Source organism: Virgibacillus necropolis, from assembly GCF_044793635.1.
GTDB classification, from domain to species: domain Bacteria; phylum Bacillota; class Bacilli; order Bacillales; family Amphibacillaceae; genus Virgibacillus_F; species Virgibacillus_F necropolis_A.
In genome coordinates this window covers 16,690-39,304 of record NZ_CP084993.1, presented here as the reverse complement: position 1 = coordinate 39,304, position 22,615 = coordinate 16,690, and the positions used below count along the sequence as shown (strand labels likewise).

The 22,615-nt window shown below is 33.2% G+C and carries 30 protein-coding genes; 12 read left to right on the top strand and 18 right to left on the bottom strand.

What is annotated here, in order from left to right; all coding sequences use genetic code 11:
* The first annotated feature begins 257 nt into the window (after positions 1 to 257).
* The 10 genes from LG329_RS19610 (at position 258) to LG329_RS19565 (ending at position 9,491) form a co-directional block, all read left to right on the top strand.
* On the top strand, positions 258 to 893 hold the full coding sequence (locus tag LG329_RS19610) for a hypothetical protein (protein ID WP_404456822.1): 636 nt from the start codon (positions 258 to 260) through the stop codon (positions 891 to 893).
* Positions 894 to 1,069: 176 nt separating this feature from the next.
* The gene (locus tag LG329_RS19605) at positions 1,070 to 1,294 is read left to right on the top strand and encodes a hypothetical protein (RefSeq protein WP_404456819.1); all 225 of its coding nucleotides are present in this window, start codon (positions 1,070 to 1,072) and stop codon (positions 1,292 to 1,294) included.
* An 18-nt stretch (positions 1,295 to 1,312) separates the two neighbouring features.
* Positions 1,313 to 2,350: a TrsD gene (locus LG329_RS19600; RefSeq protein WP_404456817.1), complete on the top strand. Its 1,038-nt coding sequence runs from the start codon at positions 1,313 to 1,315 to the stop codon at positions 2,348 to 2,350.
* Between the two features lie 14 nt (positions 2,351 to 2,364).
* Entirely contained in the window at positions 2,365 to 4,227 is a 1,863-nt protein-coding gene (locus tag LG329_RS19595; RefSeq protein WP_404457009.1) for a VirB4 family type IV secretion system protein, read from the top strand.
* Between the two features lie 10 nt (positions 4,228 to 4,237).
* Complete coding sequence (locus tag LG329_RS19590) at positions 4,238 to 5,323, top strand: peptidoglycan DD-metalloendopeptidase family protein (RefSeq protein ID WP_404457006.1); 1,086 nt, start codon at positions 4,238 to 4,240, stop codon at positions 5,321 to 5,323.
* Positions 5,324 to 5,358: 35 nt separating this feature from the next.
* Positions 5,359 to 5,898, top strand: coding sequence for a hypothetical protein (locus tag LG329_RS19585; protein WP_404457003.1), 540 nt, complete (start codon positions 5,359 to 5,361; stop codon positions 5,896 to 5,898).
* Between the two features lie 18 nt (positions 5,899 to 5,916).
* A complete protein-coding gene (locus LG329_RS19580; protein WP_404457000.1) occupies positions 5,917 to 6,174 on the top strand; it encodes a hypothetical protein in 258 nt (85 codons plus the stop codon).
* On the top strand, positions 6,171 to 7,193 hold the full coding sequence (locus LG329_RS19575; protein WP_404456998.1) for a conjugal transfer protein TrbL family protein: 1,023 nt from the start codon (positions 6,171 to 6,173) through the stop codon (positions 7,191 to 7,193). Before LG329_RS19580 ends, LG329_RS19575 begins: the two co-directional genes overlap by 4 nt.
* Before the next feature lie 22 nt (positions 7,194 to 7,215).
* A complete protein-coding gene (locus LG329_RS19570) occupies positions 7,216 to 7,929 on the top strand; it encodes a lipoprotein (RefSeq protein ID WP_404456996.1) in 714 nt (237 codons plus the stop codon).
* Between the two features lie 20 nt (positions 7,930 to 7,949).
* Positions 7,950 to 9,491, top strand: coding sequence for a hypothetical protein (locus LG329_RS19565; RefSeq protein ID WP_404456993.1), 1,542 nt, complete (start codon positions 7,950 to 7,952; stop codon positions 9,489 to 9,491).
* Between the two features lie 61 nt (positions 9,492 to 9,552).
* Here the strand turns inward: LG329_RS19565 and LG329_RS19560 are convergent, their stop codons facing one another.
* From LG329_RS19560 to LG329_RS19520, 9 genes are all read right to left on the bottom strand, one after another.
* Entirely contained in the window at positions 9,553 to 9,915 is a 363-nt protein-coding gene (locus LG329_RS19560; protein WP_404456990.1) for a hypothetical protein, read from the bottom strand.
* Between the two features lie 185 nt (positions 9,916 to 10,100).
* The gene (locus LG329_RS19555; RefSeq protein WP_404456987.1) at positions 10,101 to 10,250 is read right to left on the bottom strand and encodes a hypothetical protein; all 150 of its coding nucleotides are present in this window, start codon (positions 10,248 to 10,250) and stop codon (positions 10,101 to 10,103) included.
* A gap of 11 nt (positions 10,251 to 10,261) precedes the next feature.
* Entirely contained in the window at positions 10,262 to 10,618 is a 357-nt protein-coding gene (locus tag LG329_RS19550; RefSeq protein WP_404456985.1) for a hypothetical protein, read from the bottom strand.
* On the bottom strand, positions 10,605 to 10,859 hold the full coding sequence (locus tag LG329_RS19545) for a hypothetical protein (protein WP_404456982.1): 255 nt from the start codon (positions 10,857 to 10,859) through the stop codon (positions 10,605 to 10,607). The genes LG329_RS19550 and LG329_RS19545 overlap by 14 nt, the downstream gene beginning before the upstream one ends.
* Positions 10,849 to 11,334, bottom strand: a complete 486-nt coding sequence (locus LG329_RS19540; protein WP_404456980.1) for a hypothetical protein — start codon at positions 11,332 to 11,334, stop codon at positions 10,849 to 10,851. The genes LG329_RS19545 and LG329_RS19540 overlap by 11 nt, the downstream gene beginning before the upstream one ends.
* A 115-nt stretch (positions 11,335 to 11,449) precedes the next feature.
* Entirely contained in the window at positions 11,450 to 11,635 is a 186-nt protein-coding gene (locus LG329_RS19535; RefSeq protein WP_404456977.1) for a hypothetical protein, read from the bottom strand.
* 119 nt (positions 11,636 to 11,754) lie between these two features.
* Positions 11,755 to 12,036, bottom strand: a complete 282-nt coding sequence (locus LG329_RS19530) for a hypothetical protein (protein ID WP_404456975.1) — start codon at positions 12,034 to 12,036, stop codon at positions 11,755 to 11,757.
* A 90-nt stretch (positions 12,037 to 12,126) separates the two neighbouring features.
* Positions 12,127 to 12,318 carry a hypothetical protein gene (locus LG329_RS19525; RefSeq protein WP_404456972.1) on the bottom strand — a complete coding sequence of 64 codons (192 nt, stop codon included), beginning with the start codon at positions 12,316 to 12,318 and terminating at the stop codon, positions 12,127 to 12,129.
* 52 nt (positions 12,319 to 12,370) lie between these two features.
* Positions 12,371 to 13,195, bottom strand: a complete 825-nt coding sequence (locus LG329_RS19520; RefSeq protein WP_404456970.1) for an ArdC family protein — start codon at positions 13,193 to 13,195, stop codon at positions 12,371 to 12,373.
* A 921-nt stretch (positions 13,196 to 14,116) separates the two neighbouring features.
* Here LG329_RS19520 and LG329_RS19515 point away from each other — a divergent pair.
* Positions 14,117 to 15,082: a DNA/RNA non-specific endonuclease gene (locus tag LG329_RS19515; RefSeq protein ID WP_404456967.1), complete on the top strand. Its 966-nt coding sequence runs from the start codon at positions 14,117 to 14,119 to the stop codon at positions 15,080 to 15,082.
* Positions 15,083 to 15,448: 366 nt separating this feature from the next.
* Here the strand turns inward: LG329_RS19515 and LG329_RS19510 are convergent, their stop codons facing one another.
* The 5 genes from LG329_RS19510 to LG329_RS19490 form a co-directional block, all read right to left on the bottom strand.
* On the bottom strand, positions 15,449 to 15,958 hold the full coding sequence (locus tag LG329_RS19510; RefSeq protein ID WP_404456964.1) for a hypothetical protein: 510 nt from the start codon (positions 15,956 to 15,958) through the stop codon (positions 15,449 to 15,451).
* Positions 15,959 to 16,128: 170 nt separating this feature from the next.
* A complete protein-coding gene (locus LG329_RS19505; RefSeq protein ID WP_404456962.1) occupies positions 16,129 to 16,575 on the bottom strand; it encodes a RadC family protein in 447 nt (148 codons plus the stop codon).
* A 59-nt stretch (positions 16,576 to 16,634) separates the two neighbouring features.
* Positions 16,635 to 16,829: a hypothetical protein gene (locus tag LG329_RS19500; RefSeq protein ID WP_404456960.1), complete on the bottom strand. Its 195-nt coding sequence runs from the start codon at positions 16,827 to 16,829 to the stop codon at positions 16,635 to 16,637.
* Positions 16,830 to 16,904: 75 nt separating this feature from the next.
* Positions 16,905 to 17,291, bottom strand: a complete 387-nt coding sequence (locus LG329_RS19495) for a DUF3846 domain-containing protein (protein WP_404456958.1) — start codon at positions 17,289 to 17,291, stop codon at positions 16,905 to 16,907.
* A 66-nt stretch (positions 17,292 to 17,357) separates the two neighbouring features.
* The gene (locus LG329_RS19490) at positions 17,358 to 17,549 is read right to left on the bottom strand and encodes a hypothetical protein (RefSeq protein ID WP_404456955.1); all 192 of its coding nucleotides are present in this window, start codon (positions 17,547 to 17,549) and stop codon (positions 17,358 to 17,360) included.
* A gap of 1,134 nt (positions 17,550 to 18,683) precedes the next feature.
* On the opposite strand from LG329_RS19490, the gene LG329_RS19485 reads away from it, so the two are divergent.
* Entirely contained in the window at positions 18,684 to 18,863 is a 180-nt protein-coding gene (locus tag LG329_RS19485) for a hypothetical protein (RefSeq protein WP_404456952.1), read from the top strand.
* 23 nt (positions 18,864 to 18,886) lie between these two features.
* Here the strand turns inward: LG329_RS19485 and LG329_RS19480 are convergent, their stop codons facing one another.
* The 4 genes from LG329_RS19480 to LG329_RS19465 form a co-directional block, all read right to left on the bottom strand.
* A complete protein-coding gene (locus LG329_RS19480; RefSeq protein ID WP_404456949.1) occupies positions 18,887 to 19,120 on the bottom strand; it encodes a hypothetical protein in 234 nt (77 codons plus the stop codon).
* A gap of 107 nt (positions 19,121 to 19,227) precedes the next feature.
* Positions 19,228 to 19,854 (bottom strand): hypothetical protein, encoded by a 627-nt coding sequence (locus tag LG329_RS19475; protein WP_404456946.1) that lies wholly within the window; start codon positions 19,852 to 19,854, stop codon positions 19,228 to 19,230.
* Between the two features lie 112 nt (positions 19,855 to 19,966).
* Positions 19,967 to 20,092: a hypothetical protein gene (locus LG329_RS19470; RefSeq protein WP_404456943.1), complete on the bottom strand. Its 126-nt coding sequence runs from the start codon at positions 20,090 to 20,092 to the stop codon at positions 19,967 to 19,969.
* Positions 20,093 to 20,415: 323 nt separating this feature from the next.
* Positions 20,416 to 22,611: a DEAD/DEAH box helicase gene (locus LG329_RS19465; RefSeq protein ID WP_404456941.1), complete on the bottom strand. Its 2,196-nt coding sequence runs from the start codon at positions 22,609 to 22,611 to the stop codon at positions 20,416 to 20,418.
* Positions 22,612 to 22,615 lie beyond the last annotated feature (4 nt).

Sequence of the window (22,615 nt, the reverse complement as noted above, 5' to 3'; positions counted from 1 at the left end):
TTTTTAGCTTTATTTTTGTAAACTTCTTAAATTTTACCAGAAATAAATATAATTTGACAACTTTTGCTAAAATATTTCTTATCATTAAATAACTTCGAATACCAGGGATTTCGTAACACTTGTTGAATATATAGATGATTGAGAATCCATAATAAGTATGATAAGTTTAGTTCGTGTTTCTGATTAGGTCTTTGATTAAATTTATTGTAACAAAAAAAATGGTAGAAGAAAACTGTTTTAATAAGTGAGGTGAATTTATGTACAAAGTCGGGATCATTTTAAATGACGAAGTAGACAATTTAGTTAAAAAGCGTGCCGATATTATGGGAACCAGTAAAAGAAATGTTATATCACTTGCTCTTACAGACATTTTAGACGAAAATATAAAACGAGAATACTTAGATCAATTGAGTGAAACAATTACTGGATTAAAAATACCGTTAGTAATTACAGTTAGCGAAGGATTGCATAAAAAAATAAAGGAATTCAATCGACGAGGGTACTCTATCCGTGTATTTCTAGGACTTTTAATTTGTGATTATTACTATAAAAATTACAGTTTCTTAACTGATAATAAACATGAAAGTATAAATAGAATACATGAAAAAAGTAGAGAGTATATTAAGCCAGCTATTGATTCAGAAGTGAAAAAGAAAATAGTAAAGTATTGTAATGAAAATTCATTTACCATAAACAGTTTGTTTGCACAGTATATATTAGAAAAGGATTTAGTAGTAAGGGAATATGAAATAAAGGAAGAAGCATTACTGAGGTTAAACTTTAGTAATGAGTTGAAAAAGAAAATAGATATTAAAATTAATGAAATGAGTATTAATTATCGCACTTATTTAAATTTAATTGCAACTCAAATTTGTTTAGATTTAAACTTATAAAAAAGCCAGTAAATAAGTTACTGGTTTTTATTTACAATATAATATGTTTCTGTTAAGGTTAAATTAGAAATGGAAAGCCAATAGAAAGGAGCATTGTAGACATTTATCTGTTATTTACATCAAAATACGGTAAAAAATGGTAAAGTAATGAAGTGAATAAAGAAGGAGGGACTTATATGTTTAATAGAATCAGTGGTCTTTTAGAAGCATTATTTACGGATATGCAAACAACCTTTTTAACGATTTTCACGATTGGCATTTTAATATGTGCTGTCGGGGTATTTGCAGGAGATGAACACTCTGCACCTAAGTTCAAAAAAGGAATTATCACGTGTGTTATTGGCGTTATAGTATTTTTGCTTGCAGATCCGATTATCGAATACGTTAAGGTGAATTTATAGAAAAAGGACGTGCTTAATTTGGCACAAGAGACATTCTTAGAACGAAAAGAAAACTTAAAAACACAGGGTAAAATTGAAATACCAATGAATATTGATACCAAAAAATACTTAATTGGTGGAGTAGCTTTTATTGACTTATTAATTTTAGTTCCAGCATTGCTTTTGGGAGCTGCTATCGTTTGGATATATTACACGATAGCAGGCTCTGTTAATCAAGTAATTATAATTTCAGCATGCACGCCTGTTTTATTGGCTGCGGTACTTCAATTAACCAAACATCCTGAACGAAAAAATGTATCATTATTACAATTTAAATTGCTATGGAAAATGAACTATAACAGACGAATGAAGAGATTTTATTACTCAAAAGGAGATATGAACATGGGTATAACGAAAGAGGGGGCTGGTGATGTAAGAGCAAAGCTACCGGTTAGTAACATTGCAAACGGTTGTATCGAAACAAAGGATAATAGACTTGTGAAAGTTATTGAAGTATCCAGTGTTAATTTATCTTTAATGAATGATACAGATCGGGAAAATGTACTAACGTCTTATCAAAATTTTATCAATGAGGTAGAAGAAAATCAAATTCAAATAGAACAAGTTGCTCAACCTATCAATCTAGCTTCCTATTCTGCTTGGATATCAGATGTTGGACGGGAAGATAAACCAGAATTAAGGAAGTTAAAAGAATCATACTTAAAACAGACAGATGATATTCAAAAAAACAAGTCAATGGTAACAAGGAAGCGATATATCAGTATTTCCGTCAAGGACAAAGCAAACGCATACGACACTATTGAGTTAAAGGCTAATAACATCCAGTTTAAACTTGAAAATATGTTGGATGGATACGAACGATTAACAGCAAGAATATTAAAAAATGATGATTTAATTCGTTTGATTTATACCTGTATTGATTTTGAAAATGCACAGTCGCAAGGAGAAGGAATTGTGAATAAAGCAAAGGATAATTCACCAATTATTGTTGGAAACAACACATATGAAGAATTAGAAAGGCAAGCGAGAGATGAAGCTGCATCAACATTCAGATAAAGAGGTGCTAAAAAATGAGTTTATTATCAACGCTCTTTAAAAGTAATGAACCAGAAGAAAAAGCTGAAGATTCGATTGAAAAAAATGAGAACCTTTTAACAGCTATATCACCAGATAATTTAAAAGAGGAAGAGACATATGTAAGGACAGGGTCAAATTACACAAGAACGTTACTTGTGGTCAATTTTGACCCTGTCCAAGAACAAAAGAAAATCCAACAAATATCTGAAATGTCGGAGAACATTTCTATTGTTCAGTATATAAAAGAATACTCCATTGGTAAAGTGAAAGAACACCTTGTTAAGTCAATCAAACAAAATAAAATGAAAAAAAATAATCGATTTGCTAATGAACAAACTGAAATGGACGCAGACGGTCAAATAGACTCTGCAAAAGTCATGTTAAAAAATTTAACATATTCAAACGATAAAATATTCCTCTTTCATACGTTAATTCATGTGGTAGCCAAAGATTTAAAAGAGCTTGATCAATTAACGCTACGTCTCAAATCACGATTTTCTTCAATAGGAGTAGTACACAACCCAACTGATCGTGCCATGGATGCTTTTAATTCTTTCTTACCACTCAATAAAAACTATGTAGAAGAATTAACATATAAAATGATGAACTCGGAAGCTGTAGGGTACTTTTTTCCGTTTCATGAAAACGAAATGTTTGATGAAAAGGGAGATATTAAAGGCCAAAACATTACAACTGGAAATGTCGTGATTGTTGATGATACAAAATTAATGAATCGACATGAATTTGTTATTGGTATTTCAGGTTCTGGAAAATCGACACATTTACTAATTAATATGTTAAACAAATACATGTTAGGTAGACGAATCATTACGATTGATCCAAAAGGGGATTTTGGACGTATTTATCAAGATTTAGGCGGTACTTGGGTAAAATTCCAATTAAAGGGAGGGAATCGGGTTAACCCATTTGATCTTCCCTCTATATCAGAATTCGAAATGGAAGAGGCGGAAATGGGTAATGTTCTTTTAACAAAAGTCAGTCACCTATTAACAATGTTTCGTTTGATATATCCATCCATGAATGAATTGCAAGAAGATATTTTATCTCGATATATTCAACAATTATATGAAAACAATGGAATCACAGAAACAACTGATACAACGACACTTAAATCAGAAGATTTTCCGATTTTAACGGATTTCTATAATTTAATTGATGCAGATAAAAAAGCTAATCCTGATATTTTTGAACGAATTAAAGATTTTCATATTACTTTAGAAGCCTATGCGTTCGGAATGTATAGTGACTTATTGAATGGTCATACGAATGTAAACATTGATAGTGACCTTGTTGTTTACGATTTACAAGCATTACAAAATCAAGACAAGGTACAACGTATTTTGTTTTATAACATTTTATCTCATACAACGAATCAAGTTATGGAAAACCGAGAACAAGATACTAACATATTTATTGATGAAGCTCACATCGTTGCAGACCCGAAAGTACCATTAGCAATGAGTTATGTACATTACATGATGAAAGTGCTGCGTTCGTTCAATACAGGAATTGTAACAGCATCACAATCCATCAAGGACTTTCTTTCAGCGAAAGACGAATACAGAAATTATGGTGAAGCTGTTATTACGCAATCCATTCAACGTTTGTATTTGCCAATGAGTGAAGAAGAATTAACCTATTTAGAAGATAATCTAGGAAACTATTTTTCTAAAGAAGAAAAAAATGTTCTGATCATCAAAGATGGGTCAAGTGAAGAACAGGCTGGAAAAGGTATTTTCTATACCGGTTCAAAAAAAATTAAATTGAAAGTGGAAATGAATGATCTAGTCAAACATATGTGGATTAATAAAAAATCCATAAATGATTTTGCATAAGGGTGTTTATATGAAAGCAATAAAAGGCGCAATTAAAGGATTACTCATTCCAATTTTGACAAAATTAGTGACATCACCAACGGGGCTTGCGATTTTGGCAACCGCTTTAATTTTGATATTAGCTGGAATATTTCTCTTTTTCCCCAAGGGTGAAGGGTTTGATAAAAATAATCCTGATGCGAACAAGGATATATTAAATGACGATTCAGGGACGTTTGTTACATGCCAAAAAGATGAAGAAATCAATATGAAACAATTCACAGAAATGTTCGATGGTGCAGGAGTGTTTGATCAAAAAGCTGATGTGTTTATTGAGGTTGCAAAAGATAATAAATTAGACCCGATTTTGTTTGCAGCAATTGCAATTCATGAAACTGGGTGGGGTAATTCTACATTAGTTAAAAAATACAATAATCCAGGTGGATTATATAATTCAAAAACAGATGATTTTTATCATTTTGATACATTAAAAGCTGGGTTAGATATGATGGCAGGTAATCTTTACGAAAATTACTATGCAGAAGGATTATTTACAATTAAAGATATAGGGCAAAAATATGCGCCTATTGGTGTAGAAAACGATCCTACCAATTTAAATGCACATTGGATTCCAACCATCACAAAATTTGTTAACCAAATGGGCGGTCTAACGATGCATTGCAAGGTAAGTCAGAGTGAAAAAGGTTTTGTTATACCAGTTAAAAAACCATATAACGTTACATCTGAATACGGAAACCGCATTGACCCAATTGATGGTTCTGTCGCTCTTCACCAAGGAATGGATTTTGATTGTGCGAAACCAGATTCCATTTTTGCAGCACGAAAAGGAAAAGTAGTGTTTGCCCAATACACAGAAGGATATGGAAACATGGTTGTTATTAAACACTCGAATCAAGTATATAGCGGTTATGGGCATATGAGTAAATTAATTGTATCGACTGGTGATAAGGTGAATGCGAAACAACAAATAGGAGTTTGCGGTACAACAGGAAAATCAACGGGAACACATTTACACTTTGAAATTCAATTAGGTGGAATGTTTGGTACACGAATTAATCCTAGACAGTATTTACCCTTAAGCAAAGAGGAAAATTAATTTTCCTGAATTAACTTTAGTAAGGATGGTTTTAAATGAAACGTCAATTAAATTTACTCTCTGTTGTTCTTTTGTTTTTATTAGCGATTGGCAGTGTGATTTTTATCAACTTCTATACAGAATATGATGATTTGAAATTGCAAAATGAAGAACTAACGAAGGAGATTGAGGGACTAAAAAAAACGGCCTCTATTGAACAACAGGTGTATACGAAAACGGAAGAATTCTTAAGTGCCATTATGGAAGGTGGGGCGGAACACCTTTTAACGGAACGATATAAAAAAGAAGTAAAAGGTTTAGACCATGGAGTTAGTGAACAACGGGCTTCACTTGAAGAAATGGATATTTACAATATATCTGTGCGAAAGCAAAAAGATGGAAAGTATCTTGTATATGCTACTTATAAGGCTTCACTTGGTGGAATAGATGTTGAAGTTGATCCTTCTGATTATACAGTATATATTTTAATGTCAAAGATTACATTCATGAAAGAAGATGGAGAATTAAAGGTTGATCGTCATGATTTGCGCCCTTTCGAAAAAACACAAAAGTTTTTTAAGGAGCTTCAAAATTAATAGAAGGAGAGGGCTTGCATGAAAACATTTGCTGAAAAGTTTTTACTAATCACAGAAAAGATTAGAAATAAAATGCTGGGTTTTATTGACTGGTTGGCAAAGAAGGATATAGAGGAAAGCAATCGAGAATACGAGTTACGATTTGGGCAGCAATTAAATGAATCAGAAAAAGTTGAAATAAAAAAGGATGCTGTTATTCGATTATGGAAGTACATGGCACTGTTACTTCTGTTGCTTATCTTTTTGCTTTCGCAACTAAGGGGGTGCTCGTTTTGATTAAGAAAGTTGTAGTATTGTTTTTTTCACTTGTTGCGGTGAGTATTCTCTTAACAAGCCAGACCGTTTTTGCTGGATTCTCTGAAGATGTAATAAACAAATATGAAGATGCAAGGGGAGAAGATGGTGTTGAACATTTAGAAGACTATATGGAGAGAATAGGATTAGATGAATATGACTATGGTTCTAATTCCATAGATTGTTCATGGTATGACGTTTCGTGTCATGTATCTGGTAATTTTATTTTCACCAATATGGTGGGGTTGGTGAAGGCAGGAACAGAACAAATTAATTCTATTTTTGAAAGGTTTACAACCTTGGATATAACAGGAGATGCAAATAATTTGTGGTACATGGAAGGTTTTAAAACCCTTGCTTGGACGATGGCATCGTTATTTTTGTTGTATCACGCTATGAAGGTAACAATTATGTACATCGGGCAGTCTGATGATGGTATGAATGTGCTTCAAGAGAAGTTATGGAAAGTTCTAGCAATCGGCATTTTGCTAGGAATTTACACGGAGCTTTATAAATGGATAATGCAACTTTTAATGTATATGAACGAAGAAATAATTGATACAACATTAAATCCGAAGGAAATAGTTATATCGTTAGTAGTTAATGGAATGTGGTATGGCATTATCTTAGTGTTGTTTTTGGCTGTTATTTTAATTGTCTTTGCCATTGCTTATTTATATCGTTTTGCTTTGTTTTCGTTGTTATTCATTACAGGAGTAATCGCCATTCCGACAATGTTGAATGACACCTTTAATTTTTTCAATACGTGGTTAAAATTAGTGGTAAGTAATTTTATTACATTAACCCTTCAAACACTTTGTTTTGCACTAGGGTTTAATAAATTGGTTTCACTTGAACCAGGTTCTATGTTGTACGGAATTGCTTTCTTCATTTTAGCATTGACCGTTCCAGGACTCCTAAATCAATTTGGTTCTTCATCTGGTGCAGGTAAGGCTGTATCAAGTGGAGCTAAAACAATTGTACGCTATGCAAGTAAATAAAAACAGGAAAGGGAGTATGATTATGAAAAAAATAGTTATTCTATTTTTGGTTGCAATATTGTTTCTAACAGCTTGCTCGAAAGATAAAAAAGAGGAAGATCAGAATGAAAAAGAATTAAGTAACCAACCAACCTTCACAGAGGAAGATATTAATCTAGCAAAAGATATTATTGCATATACCCAACAATTAGAAAAAGAATTTGTTCAAAAAGCAAATAAAAAACTGGATAAAACAAGAAATGAATATCGTGAAAAGTATGTTGGCTCGGAAGCATCCAAAAGGTCTGAAAAAATAGCAGAAGATATGCAAGGACTAGCTAAGAAAGTTATTCTTGACCCTCTAGTAAAAAAATATGGTGATCATATTATGAAGGATGGAAAGTTAAATACAGACATTAATGTTGATATGTTTAAGTGGGAAGGGAATGACACAAGGAAAATAATTGATGAAAATCGTGTTTTTTTATCTTATGAAAACTTACATTACCATGATCCAACTATCGAGTACCACAAAAAATATGACGTACATGAACTAGTATTTGAAGTTAATGAAGAAAAAACAAAAATATTTAACCGAGACACTTTCACGTATGAATTTACTTTCTATAAAACAGAAGATGGGAAGTTAATTATTGGACAACTAGTACCACTTAAATCAAATATTTATGTCAATGACTTTACAGATGATAAAGAAGATGTTCTAGAAGAGCTTAATCAATTACCACCATTACAATAAATAAGATAGGGGGAAATAACATGTTTCGTACTGTTGCAAATAAAAATGGAACCATTGAAGTGAATGGAAATGTTTTTCGTTTTTATCAACCTTATGATGAATATAAAACAGAAGACATTCAAGAAATTGAAGAATCTTATTCGAATGAAATGGACTTTATAGATGATGACCCTCACTTTATCACAGCACAATCTATTGATAATAGAAATGGTCAAATAATTTTTGAATATAGTTTGAAAGATTTAAAGACGTTTGATTACTTACGGAGTCTTTTTTTAGAAGAAAAGGTTTATTCTTACCGTTCATTAATTGAAATTGCAAAGCGTGAGGATGTTAATGTACTGTGGCAAAAAGAAAACTTTGTAGTTGACCCAGTGGATAACATAATGAAATGTATGGTTATTGAACATAATGTCTTTGATCTTCACAATAAAAAAGATACTGTACAATCCCTAAAAGACTTTATTATATTATCCCTTACATCAATGAATAACGTACTAGGGAAGCCTAGACGTGCTGATTTTCTAGAACAAAATGAGGATGTTATTCAATTTGCCGAAAAGATATACCTTCGGTCAAAAACAATACAAGAGATAGAGGAAACGGTTAATACCGAAATCTATCGAATTGAGAGTCGTAAACGGGAGGAAGAAGAAACAAGAAAAAGCCAAGGGAAATTAACTTCTTTTCGTCAGAAAATGAAAGCAAAAAAATCAAAAGATGGTGCAGCGAAAAAAAGAAAATTAGTACCAATAAAAACAGAGCAACCAGAAAGTAGCCCTGTAAAGAAAAACGCTAAGGGTAGTAAGGGGTTGTATATTGCACTAGCAGGTATTTTAATAAGTGCTGTATTCTTAAGTGCCTTTTTATCAAGTGCAACCGAAAAAACAAAAAAGACAATGGCCGAAGCAAATGAACAAGGAGTAGAAGCAACGGAAAATGTATTAACTATTTACCGTGATTCGTTCTTTGATAGTCAAGAAAGCACAGTAAGTAGATTAGAAGAAATTGGGTATGAAGAATTAGATAAGGCTGATCAAAAGGTAGTAAATTATTTATATGTTCAAGTTGGTAAATTTGAAAAGGCAATCGAAAATGACCCGGAAATGGCTGGATTGGTAGCACGTCAGTTGTATGAAGGGGAAAAATTAAAGGAATTACAGGACTTAATTCAAAGTCTTAAAAAACCGAATGCAGAAGCATCATTTTATCTTGCGTTATTACAAGAGAACTGGGGCGAGATTGTATCACTACAAGAAAAAATGGAGTTAACTTCTGCCCAAGCTAACGCTGTTTTAACAGCTTACTTCCGTCTTGGTGACATCAATAAGGCGGAAAAGTATTACGAAACGGTAAAGGCTCCTAGCGAAGATATGCAAAAACGCATGGATGCAGCGTTAGATATTCAAAACAAGATTTATGATGCAGAAAATAAAAAAGCCCAACTGCAAAAGGAATATGATGATACAGACGATAAGAAAAAACAAAAAGAAATATCAAAAGAAATAGATGAACAAAATAAAATAATAGACAAACTAAAAAAACAGTTAAAATCTATTTAACAAACCCGAAACTACCGCAAGTACTCTTTAAACTTGTGGTAGTTTTTTATATTCTACAGAGTTACCAACCTTCTTTAGCCCGAAAATCCTTTGCTTTGTCTCCATATAAATATTGTCTAACAATGTCCGCAGTCATAGCTTTTAACTGATCTGGTGTATAAACCATTGTACCCGAATCATATTGACTTTCCCATTTATACGAAACACTTCCAATTTGCTTAACATCAACATGGTATTTCGTGTACATTAGCTTTTTTGCCTCATTCATATCTTTCTGCAACTGCGTAATAGACGAATCTAACTTCCCCAGGTACACGTTACTCATTTTAAAATCTAAAAATTGTTTTCTGTCATGTTTTAATACTTTTATGGCTAAGGGAAGCGAAATATAATTGTGGAGAATCTTTTCCCTTTCATCATTCATTTCCTAATCACCTCGAAAAAGAACCTTTGTTCCTATTATAGACCTACAGTAAAATGAGAGCAAAAATGGTGATTATAGGGGTCTTGTGAAAAGAGGGGCACATATGGTTAATTACAATGAAAGCACTCAATGAGGTTCATACCCACAAGTAAAGCCCATAAGAGGGCTTCACAGTGTAATCTAACTCACTTTCGATTCTCTTTATAAAATTCCCATGCTTCCTCCATTAGTTCACGCATTTCCCTGCCTTCTTTTGCAGCTGTCACTTTAATATCATAATGAACTGCTGGAGAAACTTTTATTTGTTTGTTTTTTAGTTGTTTTTGGTCTGTCATGATGCTACCTCCTAGTACCATGTATTGTCTGAAGCATAGTGGAACCAGTCGCTCTCAAAATACACATTTACAGTCTTTTCGGTATCATCGTATTTAACTTCTTTAATTTGCTGTGGCATAAAATTTTGTCTCATTACTGTTCCCATTCCAGATAGATGTTTTTTATATACGGTTAAAAATAAGTTCCTCTGTTCTTCTGTGAGTGAAAAATATCCATCTACATGACTTACATCACTTTTATTTAAGCTATTCATTAATCCTTGCTGTTCTTCTGTTAGGCATTCATGACAGATTATTTTTTCATCAATAATACTACCAGCAATTAGGTATTCACCACATACTGTACAATTTTCATTATTCATTTTCATTCTCCTTTAAATAGTTATTTAAAAGCTGTTGAATATCTTTATAAAGTTCGCTTTCAGGTGAAATATTTCTATGTTTTTCTTCTGGGTTTTCCAACTGATCTGCAAAGAATGTTGTATCTAATTTTGGCTTTCCGTTTATCATTTCAAAGCGATAATACGTGTTAGAAAAATTATTAATCTGTACAATTCCCCAATCATTTTTAGTTTTAGGAATTTCAATGTTCAATATATTAACTGCCATTTTTAACAACCGCCTTTTTTATTGTCATTTTTTTCTTTTGGGATTTTTCAATTCGATCTAGATACATGCTTAGAAACTGCTCGGTAACTTTTTGAGGATAATACCCTATACGATCCTTAATAATGTTTTCAAGTACCCACATTTTGCGAGTGGCTTCTTCATAATCGTTATAGGATTTCATTTGGATTTCTTCCACATCACCGCCTTGTTCTTCTGCCTTGTGTCCTAGAATCCGCAATCTATAAATGTCTGTACGGTAATTCCTTGCATGACGTAATAAACAAAGTAATTCAATCGTTTCTAACTTAAGCAAATCAGAGGTATTTTTAAAAATACCTTGTAAATCAGGGAAAAAATCTATTGCATTTGATAAGCGTTTTCCATCTTGTAAAATATAGCGTTCAGTAAGTTCCATTTCACAAAAAGAACAATATAATTGTTCTATTTCTGTTCCGCAATAAGCGCATGTTTTCACTATAATTCACCTACTTTTTATTAGAGGGGCAATAACCCCTCTTGATATACGTTCGCTCGATGTTTTTAACCTATCTATAGTATATCGTTTTATAGGTTACTGGTAAACTAGTAATCTATAAAACTTTTAATAACATCTGAAATAATTCTTTACTGGTAACAGGGAAGGAAAAGCTTCTATCTACTGTAATTTCCCCTTTTCCTGCGACTGCATGAAAACTGTATTCGCCAACACCAAAACCATAGGTGCGAAAAGCCTTATCAAACTCTTTATAAGCTTTTTCTATCTCATTTGAATCCAAATATTTTTTTATTATTCATCGTTGTCCTGATGATTGATAAATACTTTGAACGGTATACAGCTTTGCATCGTGTTTCGTTTTTTCTTCATCACTCATGAACGCTGTTTCAGAAAATAAATCTAATTGCATGCGGTATCTTCTTTCAATTCTTTTATGTTCATTCCTAGTTCAAAGATGATATATATTTCTAGTTCTTGCTTGTCAAACGGTGGTAATAGTTCCAGTTCTTCAAATTGATTAATCTCAACGGTCTTTTGTTCTTCTAATAACCGATAATCTGTTACACCTATAATGATTTTACGTTCTTTTATTGGGCTTGGTGCAAGTCGTTCAATTAAAATATCCTCATTTTCTTTTAAAGCGAAATATCCGTTACTCACTAAAACTGGTACTAATTTCATTTTAATCAATCCTTTCTGTATTTTGATTTGATTGAGTTGAGCTTTCACTCTTAACGATCTATTTAAGAGTGCAGCTCAACTCAATCGGGTTTATATAGATAAAATCATGGTGTTTTTGGTAGGCTTGTATTTGTCGCTTATCGCTTCTATTTGGTGCAAGATAAAAACCTTTGTAGGCTTACAGCCATGAACGAAAATATGATATTCTAGCTCATCTTTTAGGTTTGCTTTTGCTAGTGCTTTTATGTCATCTTTATAAAAATCTGATATAACTATAGTCATACTCGATACCCTCCCAATTTTTTGTTTCCCCCTGCATAGCAGGGGGGTATTTTTATTCAAATTCGTTGCCAAGAATATGGTCACTTGCTTTTTGTGCCTTCTGTGAAGCACTTACAATTAATGTTTTATCGTTTTTTAAGGCTTGAAGCCATGAATCTATATAACTAGCTGAATTGTCTATCGTTTCGTTATCTATTCCAGTTACTCCACATAACATGGAAGCTCCAAGCTCTGCGACTAGTTCCTCTTTGCTATAACTTCTACTACGGTGTGTTTTTAAATCCGTTATTTCCTTTCTGTTTAATCTGTCCTTATGTCCCGTACTGTGTACCATTTCGTGGAAAAGTGTGCTGTAGTATTCATTAACGTTTGGAAAGTCCTCTTTAGGTGGTACGTTTATGTGGTCTGAAAAGGGTTTGTACCATGCACCCCCACTTTCAAAGCTGAATAAGGGGGCGTTAAAATAATTTTCTTTGACTTTTTCTGCTTCTGTGATTGGGTCATGTTCAAAGGTTTCGTTTCCCTGTTTTGGTTCAATCCCTTCTGTTTGCTTTCCAACTTTAAACACTCGGTAATAACGCAACATAGGAATTTTCTTTTTTTTATCTGTTTCTTTATCCTCCACTTTAAGCATTTTCCAAAATACTACGATTTGTGACTTTTCACCTTTTTTAATTGTTCCCCCTGCTTCTTTTATTTGCTTAAATGTTGCATATTCACCGCCATCTAAAAGCATAGTATTAATCCCTCTGTAGGCTTTTTGTGTTTTCCAGTTTCTTGCTATTCCATTGACCCAAGGCATTTTCCAAGGTATAGTTCCTCTTTCTAGCTTTTTAATTATTTGATTTGTAATCATTTCATAGATTTTTTTACTCAATGTTTTTTCGCTCCTTTGAATTTTATTTTTTCGTTTGCTGGAGAAACGAAGTCTGTTCCCGAAAAGGGAAGGATTTTTTCCTTTTTGCATGGAGAAACTCACAACTCAATGACAAAACCGTCAATAAGTCATGAAATACCGGAATGCTTTAGCGATAATGAGGATATGTCGTGAAAGGTTATTGATGGTTTTGTCCAACTTGTTTGCTTCTAGCAGGAAAGGTTCGGGTGTCCTACCTGCTAGAGGCTTACAAGTTATTGATGTTGTACGGTTCGGAAGCAAAAAGGAAAAATCCGCAAAACAAAAAAGCAGGCTGTATGCCTGCTCACCGCTTAATTCTTTTGTTCTTTTTATGGTTTGATTATTCGTTGTCGTGGGAGCGTTAAGAAACAAGTCAGGAACGTACAAAATGTTGATTTATGGATAACAACACGACCTTTCGTTGTTGGCCATAAACTACAGTTTGTCGTTATCGACTGTTTTAGATCACAGCGAGATACATCAAATTGTTAATGTAGCGTTTTTTGCTGCTTTACAAATTGATAGTAGACCCTATAGTGGCAAGCCCAAAGCATGTTTGTGTTATGTATTTAAATGTTCGATTCTAATCAAAAATAAACCCAGTTGCAGATCCCGTGTCACGGATAACTCTTATAGGGGTACAGTCAGGAAAATGCGGATTTACAACGTTAAGACTTTTGATACAAGTCTTGTGAGAAGCTGTGAAAGTTATTTTTACTGGAATGAATCTTTGTATCAATATCCTTTACTCTATTGAGATTGTGAAGTGGTACACTTAAAATAACGCGCGGGATAATTCAATAGGATATTAGTCTTTTATGGTAAGGTTATAGAATAAGATAAGTTAAAGTCGTCGTTTTAAGAATGAACAATATGAAACTATTATAGGAGAGTCCTAAAATGAAAAAGAAAATGAACTATTTAATCTTACTTTTAACGATCATCTTTATGGTTGGTTGTACCAACGTAGAAGATACATCCAATACAGATGTAGAAACAGATTCACAAGAAGTAACCACAGTTGAAACAAATAAAAATAATGAAAAAGAAGAAACTGTCACTACGGTTGTTGATGAACCAGTAGTAGAGGAAACACCGAGTGTTCCAGTTGCGGAGGAAACGGCAACCCAACCAAATAATGAACTGTTTTCAGAACACAAACTTATTGAAGTTGATGGTGGAGATTTGTCTGGATATCGTGAACCTAACGTCGTCGTTGACATTGGTTATGGGGATCGTGAATATTGGGCATTTACTAATGAATACGGGCAACTAGTACGTGTTATTGCTGACGAAATCATTCTACAAGATGACAGTAGCGAACCTGTATTATCGTCTGGCAGATACTATTCTGATGAGGCAAAGGTTCCTGGTGTCGAAAGTGACGTTTTAGATGAAGGGCATGTTATTGCAGACTCTTTAGGTGGGGTATCAAATGCATATAATATTACACCTCAAGAAAGCACACTTAACCGACATGGTGATCAAGCTTATATGGAAGACGCGATCCGTAGCGCAGGTGGAGCCACTAATTTTGAAGCAATTATCACATACCCAAATACGGAAACACAGATTCCTTCAAGTTATCAGTATACCTATACTTTAATGGGTAACGAAATCGTTGATACATTTGACAATGTGAATCCTGATGAAGTAAATGAATCACTCGGTTTAACAGACAGTGAGCCTTCCGATTCAACGAATTCAAACACAAACGGTGATATTTCTAGCGTTGACACTAACGGTAATGGACAGGTGACAATCAAAGAAGCAAAAGCAGCTGGTTTCAGTATGCCAATAACGAGTGATCATTGGTTATACCCCTATATGCGCGATAATGATAATGACGGTATGGTGGGAGAGTAAGCCCCTAGAACTTTGAGGTAAAATAAATGAACGAAAGAACATATTCCTCGTTGGACGATTAACAAACGGGTGTCTGCCAGGAACAACTGAAGTTAATAGTCATATCATCTATAAAATTTGTACGGTGAAAATATAATTATTTTCACTAACTGGTGCGATTGTTCAATAAGAGCAGTCGCTCTTTCACTAACCCAGGCTTAACGTTGTAAATCCGCATTTTCCTGACTGTACCCCTTATATAAAAAACGAACGTTATTCGCTCCTGGTTCATTGGCCAAATACTTAAACACGAATTATATTTTCTTAAGAAAAAAGCCACCTTAAGGTGACTAGAAGCAATCAAACGAATGTTTTTTTATGGTGCCTTTATATTGAGTTATCGCTGTTTGAAATTTCTATTTCACCATGCAAATAATTTTCGCATGTAGCAATTAACCAATATTTTGTATTCCCAACAACAAGGTCGGGACCAGGTAATTTCCCCCGTTTCATATACGTATTAACTTTAGAGCGATTATAGGTTAATCCATGTTCCTTTAAATAATCCGCAAATTGACTTTGATTTAAATAGGTAGATTTTTCGGTTACAAAAGAAGTCGTTTGATTTTTAATTAAATAGGTATCATTTTTAAAGAATAGATCAATAACTTCTAATGCAAATTCCAGCCATTCGTCTTCCAGTGTTTTATAAAGAGTTTCCAAATTAAAGTTTTCTTTATCAGGATTCTCAAAAAACCAAGCCAACTTCAAAAAAGTTTGTTCCATACTCATTAATGTTGATAATGTTTCATCTGATAACATAGCACTTTCGTTATCATTTAAATGGTTCTTAAGATTTGGAAAGAACGTTAATATCTCCTTTGTAGCACGTTTCATAATTTATCACCTTTCTTTATTCTACGGTTGTGTACAATGTTAACACGTTATCAGACATTTGTATACAATGTTAACAATTTTATTTTTTGGTTTTTTCATTTTTGACAGCGCAAGCGGGCAAAAATGAACTCACTAAGAAAAAAGAAGAAGAAAGGGGAGAGTCCCCCCTTTTAGATATAGCCCTTTTCTTTCAAACTAGTAAATCTAGATGCTGCACCACCAAGAATGATATGATCTAAGACTTCAATACCGATCATCTTACCAGATTCAACTAATCGTTTGGTGACGTGAATATCCTCTTGCGAGGGAGCTGGGTCACCTGATGGATGTTGATGTGCTACGATGATGGAAGCACTATTATTCAAGATAGCTGCTTTAAATACTTCCCTAGGATGTACGACACTTGCGTTTATTGAACCAACATGTGCCCGATGAACAGCAATAACATGGTTTTTCGTATTTAAACACATGACAAAGAATACTTCCCGATCATCATCACCGATAAATTGTCTTGCTATATCTACTCCATCCTCTGGTGAACGGATAATACCGACATTATTAATTTCCGTTTCTTTTATAACTTGCTTAATTTTCACTACTTCATAAATTGTTTCCATGAATAATTCCTCCTAAATTTTAATGTGAAAAAGGGAAGGAATAACCTCCCCAATATTGATTAACAATAAGCTTCGTCTAAGAAATTCAAATCATATTTAAGCTCTTGTTCAACATCTTCAATGCGGAAAACATCATAAAATCCTTTATATCTACCATTCACATAAAGATTAATGACCTCACAACCAAAAGCGTCTTTTCCTTCAATTAATTTAACGGTCAATCCATCTATCATAAATTCAACTTTCTTTCTCATAAAAAACACTCCTTTTAAAATGTATAGTTTAAATAGAAAGAACCACTCTTAACGAGTGGCTCTTACTTCAAGTATTTAATTTGTAACACCAATAACTCTTATTTTTAAGTTAGACAATAGTTCCAAGCATTTACCAGTTTCTAATGATGTTAATTCATCACCTTCATCCGTCTGTTCATTCCCTGCAAAAATAAGTGTTCCCGCAAGTTGCAATTTATGGCCATGTTCTGTTTTAATTTCTAATACTGGATTACCAGATACCAGCAGCCCCTCATCATCTATAATGATACAAACATCTTCACTTAAGGTAACAATGTCAATCATGTTGCAATCAATAATTTTACGATAATCAGCTAAGTTATACGCTAGATCATTTTCAAGCTCGATAACCTCTGTTTCAAATTGCTTAGTTTCCAAATTAAATTTAACCATTAATACACGAACTGTTTTTGTTTTTTCCACGATAAAAACTCCTTTTTGTGTTATAATTAATGTAATGAAAAGGGAAGAGCGACCTTCCCTAAATTGTTAAATCAACGTACTAAGTTGAGAGATAAAGTAATCCGTTAACAGACGGAAAACTAAAAAAAACGTGAACACTCCGTACCCTGCAATTAGTAGAGTACGGAGTGTTTCATTTTCGACTAAATCGTAAACTTGCAAAAGAATTAAGCAACCGCCAATTATGAAAATGGCGGTTATGATTGTTGACATTATCATTTGATTCACCTCACTTTCTTTTTTGTCGTCTCCAATACAATGTTTGCGAAAGGCGAAGTAGGAAGGGTTGGCTGATCTGTGCCAACTTGCAAGAAAAACATAGTGCCGAAAAGCAGTTATCATGCCTTTCCTTACCAAAAATCAGGCACGTTGAAAATCGAGTGAAACCCAATGACTTAGTTGCAGTTAAAAAGCGTATTGTGCTTTTTTAGTGCAATTTAGCCTACTTGGTTTTGCCGATTTTCATTGTCTTTTCGCACGCCCTTCTACGAGTTTGAGCCAACATTATACTAAGGAGACACAAAGAAGAAGATACAATCTGCCACTACTACTAAACGCATAAGAGGCAGCCTGTTCTTTTTTGAGGGTTCGATGCCCGATAAAAAGATGAAAAGAAAAATTAAAAGCTGCAGCCAATTGAATTTATTGGCTGCAGCTTAACTATTTTTCGCACTATTTTAGCGAACTTATAAAATAGTCGGTTTGTGAGGGTTCGATGCCTGAACAAAACGCATAAGGGGGTACAGCCAGCAATTTAACAAAATCGTACGTTAAGGAAATTGCCAAAAACGGTTTTCTCTTACTCAAAAGGTACTTTGATTTTGGAATGAGTTTTGGAACTAAAAACAATCAATTTCATGGACTTTTATTAACGAAAAGCACACAGTACCAAAAATGAACGTTTTTGGTACTGTGGACTGAAATACTTTGTATATCAAGGCTTGTAGCCTTAGCGTACGAAAATGTTAAAATGCTGTTGGTATCCCATAAGGAACTTATAAAATAGGTTGGAGTAAAACGAAGTGAACGACAAGATTTACGACTGGAAGGAGGAAATTAACCTTTAATACGGTATGTCATATTGATATAAAGTATCTCGGGAAAGAAAAAGATATTATCAATACATTTACAAGAAAAACAATGAACCTGGGATAGTTGAGTTCACTTCTGCAGAGTTGACTGGCCAAACATAGGAATATTTTATACGGAGATAGTGCAATTAATTTTTAACATAAAGAACGAACGTGGAATTAAGTCCTGTTGAGGGGCTTTTTTTATTTTAAAATTATTTTTAAATAACATGCCACCTTTTTACCTTCTCATTCGATTATAGATGTAAGGAGGGATATATTAATGAAAAAGTTTATGCCGGGTCATTTATCAAATTTTGGGGATGCACAAAAAATGTTGGAGTACGATCAAGATTACTTTGCAAATGGTGCTATGACGGAAATAAAAGAAGATTATCATTCAGAATGGGAAATTGAATTCCAAGAAGAAATAATCAAGAAAATATTGGCCGAGGATGATTGAGTAAAAGCCTCTTAATTGAGGCTTCATTTTCCATCTAGTTCATAATCTAAAAGCGCTATATCATAAACACCTTTTTCAATTTTTTCACCAAGTGATAGCAAATAATTTTTGAGTTCTTTGTCATATAATCGGGATACATTATTCCAACTATACTCCCTGCGGTCTGGACATAAAACAACAAGACCAATATCATTTTTATGTTTTCGCGTTGCTACAAGCTTATATTTGCCACCATGTGGTGGGTTTTCGTATCGCATAGATACACCTCTTATGAGTTTTTATATCTTATTCGACAAAAATTTGATGAATCCTGCGTATTAACAAATTCCCTTACACTTCTTCATTCTAAAAAAACTATGTTTTTTCAGCTTTGATCATCCAGCCAACGTTTTATGGATTCCTTCATTGTAAAGGTGGTTTCTTTTAATTCATCCATTAACATACTTACAAATGCTCCAAGAGTTATAGTTTCTTCGTATGGATTGTTTTTATTTATAAACTTTAAAATCTCTCTTAGTTGCTTCATTCGGTTGGGATCAAGTTCTTTTTTTATAGAATTTGAAATGAAGGTATTAATAATATCGGTATTCTTTATGGAAGCTTCTAAAAGCAATCCGGTTGATGAAGAAGTCGTTAAATCTAAAGAATAAGACAATCTAGCTAACTTATCATGATCTCTTTGCAAAAACCGCATTGTGATTCTTCGTTTGGTAATACCTTTAGGTACTATATAAGGGAGTTTCTCCACATTTCCAGTATATAAAGTATTGTTATTTGCCCAATAGTCACGTCTGAAATGATTGGATAAATAATCAATAACAGGCGTTGAATATAGTCCTTTTTTACAAATTAATTCTCCAACATCTTTGATAGGAGTATTGGTGACATACGAAATTCTGCTTACACATTCATAAAGTTGAATTGGAATAGTTGGCTTAATATCTCTTTTTTTATCAGAGCGAACCTTCCTCTCTTTTTCTTCTGTTTTCATTTTAACCCCTCATTTACATTTGGGACACTGTCTACCTGTCCTAGATTTATTATTAAACCTATGATGAGGGATACCTTATTATGTTTCTTTAGGACACAAAAACAATCGACGATTAAATCGTCGATTGTTTATTTGGTGGAATTGTTTTTTTGTTTAGGGATAGCCCATGTTTCTTACTGTGTTCAATCGTTTTCTTCGCTAGTTTTTGAGCTTCACTTTTAGTCATTTTAACTGGCATACGTTTCATCTCCTTGTATGCAGTATGACCATATTTTCATAATTTAATAGATATTTTTACTTTCCTTTGATCATCATATAAAAAGAGCCCTTATTAGTACTCTTCTACAATTACATGATCTTGGCAGCTTGATTGACATGTTCTTCAAATTCTTTTAAACCCATCTTATCGTGACGACCATCATAAGTACTACTTGTTTGATTGTAAATTGATGCTTTAGAGAAGTTGCAAAACCGCCATTTTTAAATCGTCCTGTCAATCGAGCTTCTTTAGGTAAAGGTTCTTTTCATCTGTATAGCATGGAGAAAAAGTTCTTTTTCCTGCTATTTTAAAACATTTTCTAACAACTTCCATTCATTACTTGCAATATCATTATTATAATTGTCCATACAAATAAATAGTTCATTATTACTTTTATCTTTTCGTACAAATCCACCTTTTAAGTTGTGCTTATTAAGGTACGTTTTTAGGACTTCAAACTTTTTAGGTGAAAATTCATCTATATCTTCACTTCCACCAGTTCGATTAAACCCACCTTTTGTTTCGACTATCCAAATTTCGCCATTCGATGAAAGAATATAATCAGGATAAAAAGATTTTTGTTTACCGAAATTATCCTGATAAACTATTGAAAAATATTCATTTCCTTTATCACCATTTTTATATATCCATTCCACGTTTGAAGAATCATTACAATATTTTTCGAATGATTTTTCAGAATCAGATCGAACTTCTGCAGAAGACAAATAACCAGAGTATACATTGCTGTCATATTCTCGTTGAACCCTATTCTTGACATCATACGTAAACAAAAACTCTTTAGGTATATGAAATTCTTTTTCTGTTATACCTTGTAAATTCAATGAAGCCTGTTGAATACCCACATCTGACATTGCAAGGCGAAAGTCCTCTTTCAATTTATCGAAGTTATTTATGACAAAAGCATATACTTCTCTCGTCTCTAGTTTTAATATTTTGTGTGCATACTTTACATTTTTGTCAAACAGCCTTCTTATAATAGTATTTATTTGTTCATATGGAAGACTTAGTTTAACCCCTAATGATCCTACCCTATTATGATATTCTCTCCCGTGTTTATGTGTATTTAATTCCTCTATCATACTTATCTTTTCCAAAGCATCAAATTCTTCTGTCTTTAACTGGTGAACAGATCCTGTATATGTATACTTGATAATTTCTTTTGAAAAAGTATAACCATTTGTATGCAAACGTGTTTTGTTCTCTGTTGTTTTTGTTGAAGTTTTATATTCTTTTTTATAGAACGCAAGCAGTGTCTTAAGGGATTGTGTTGCATCTTTTGTAACAAACACGTCTGACTTTTGTTCACTAACCAATGCGGTTTCTCTATATTCCTTTTTTAAGAACAGTTTAACAGCATCTAAAGCACCTTTTCCTAAATGCGACTTAACCCCTTCAGTGAATTTCTCATCAAATGTAAAAAGGTAACAAGAATCTAAAAGATCGCTTCCGTAATGTTTAACTTCAGGCATTCGTCTTATTCGTCCGATTGTTTGAATTTCAAATGTTTCACTTGTATTTTCACGTAGCTTTACCAATATTTGAGCTCTGGGGCAATCCCAACCTGTCGCTATGGCTTGTTTCATGATAATAACAATTGGTTTTGCATTTAATGCCTCTATTTCTTCAAGATTTTGCTTCTTGTCACTCAGCCATACAGCAAGCAAACCATTTTCATATGTGATCCCTTTTGTTCTTAAATATCTTTCAACCTCATCTTGTAGGACTTCGCCCTTGTTAGGTAATTGGATAATTACTAACGGATTAACAATTGATTTTTTGTCATTTAATGCAGTTCTTAATTCTTGTTGCTTTACCAATGCTTTATTCAATAAATAGTCTACTTGATTATCAATTTCAATATTTCTTCCGAAATCTTCATTAATCACTAGCATTTTTTTAATTAATTCTTCTGCAATTACATCTTCCTCAGGTATTTCAACAAGTGTATTGTCAGTATAACCTTTAGGAGTTGCAGAAGTTCTAATAATCTTTTTTGGTTGAAAAAGTGAGATAATATCATCAGCTTTAACGGTATCATTGTGATGTGATTCGTCTACGATAATGATAAATTCTAAGCCGCTATTATGTGCCTCCGTAATTCGCTCTTTAAAATTCGCATTCTCTCCTTCTTTTAAAGCATTATTTCCTTTTTTAATGAGCTTTTCCCAGTTAATAAAGCAAGCGTCATTTTCTTTAAAACCGGCTAACATTACATCAGACAATAGTTTCGTTTGGCTGTTATGAATATACTTGTCCATTTTTGCTTTACTTTGTTCTTCAAGATCACCTTTTCCAGGGGTCAACCATATAAAAACATTCTCAAAATGTCCTTTACCGTACTCGTCCATAAAATGAGTCAAAATAATTGTTTTACCAGAACCAGTCGGACTTTTTAGAACCAACTCTTTATTATCATTTTCCATACATTCCATTAAGTCACCAATTGCATTTAGTTGAAAATCAGCTAACTGAATCATTACA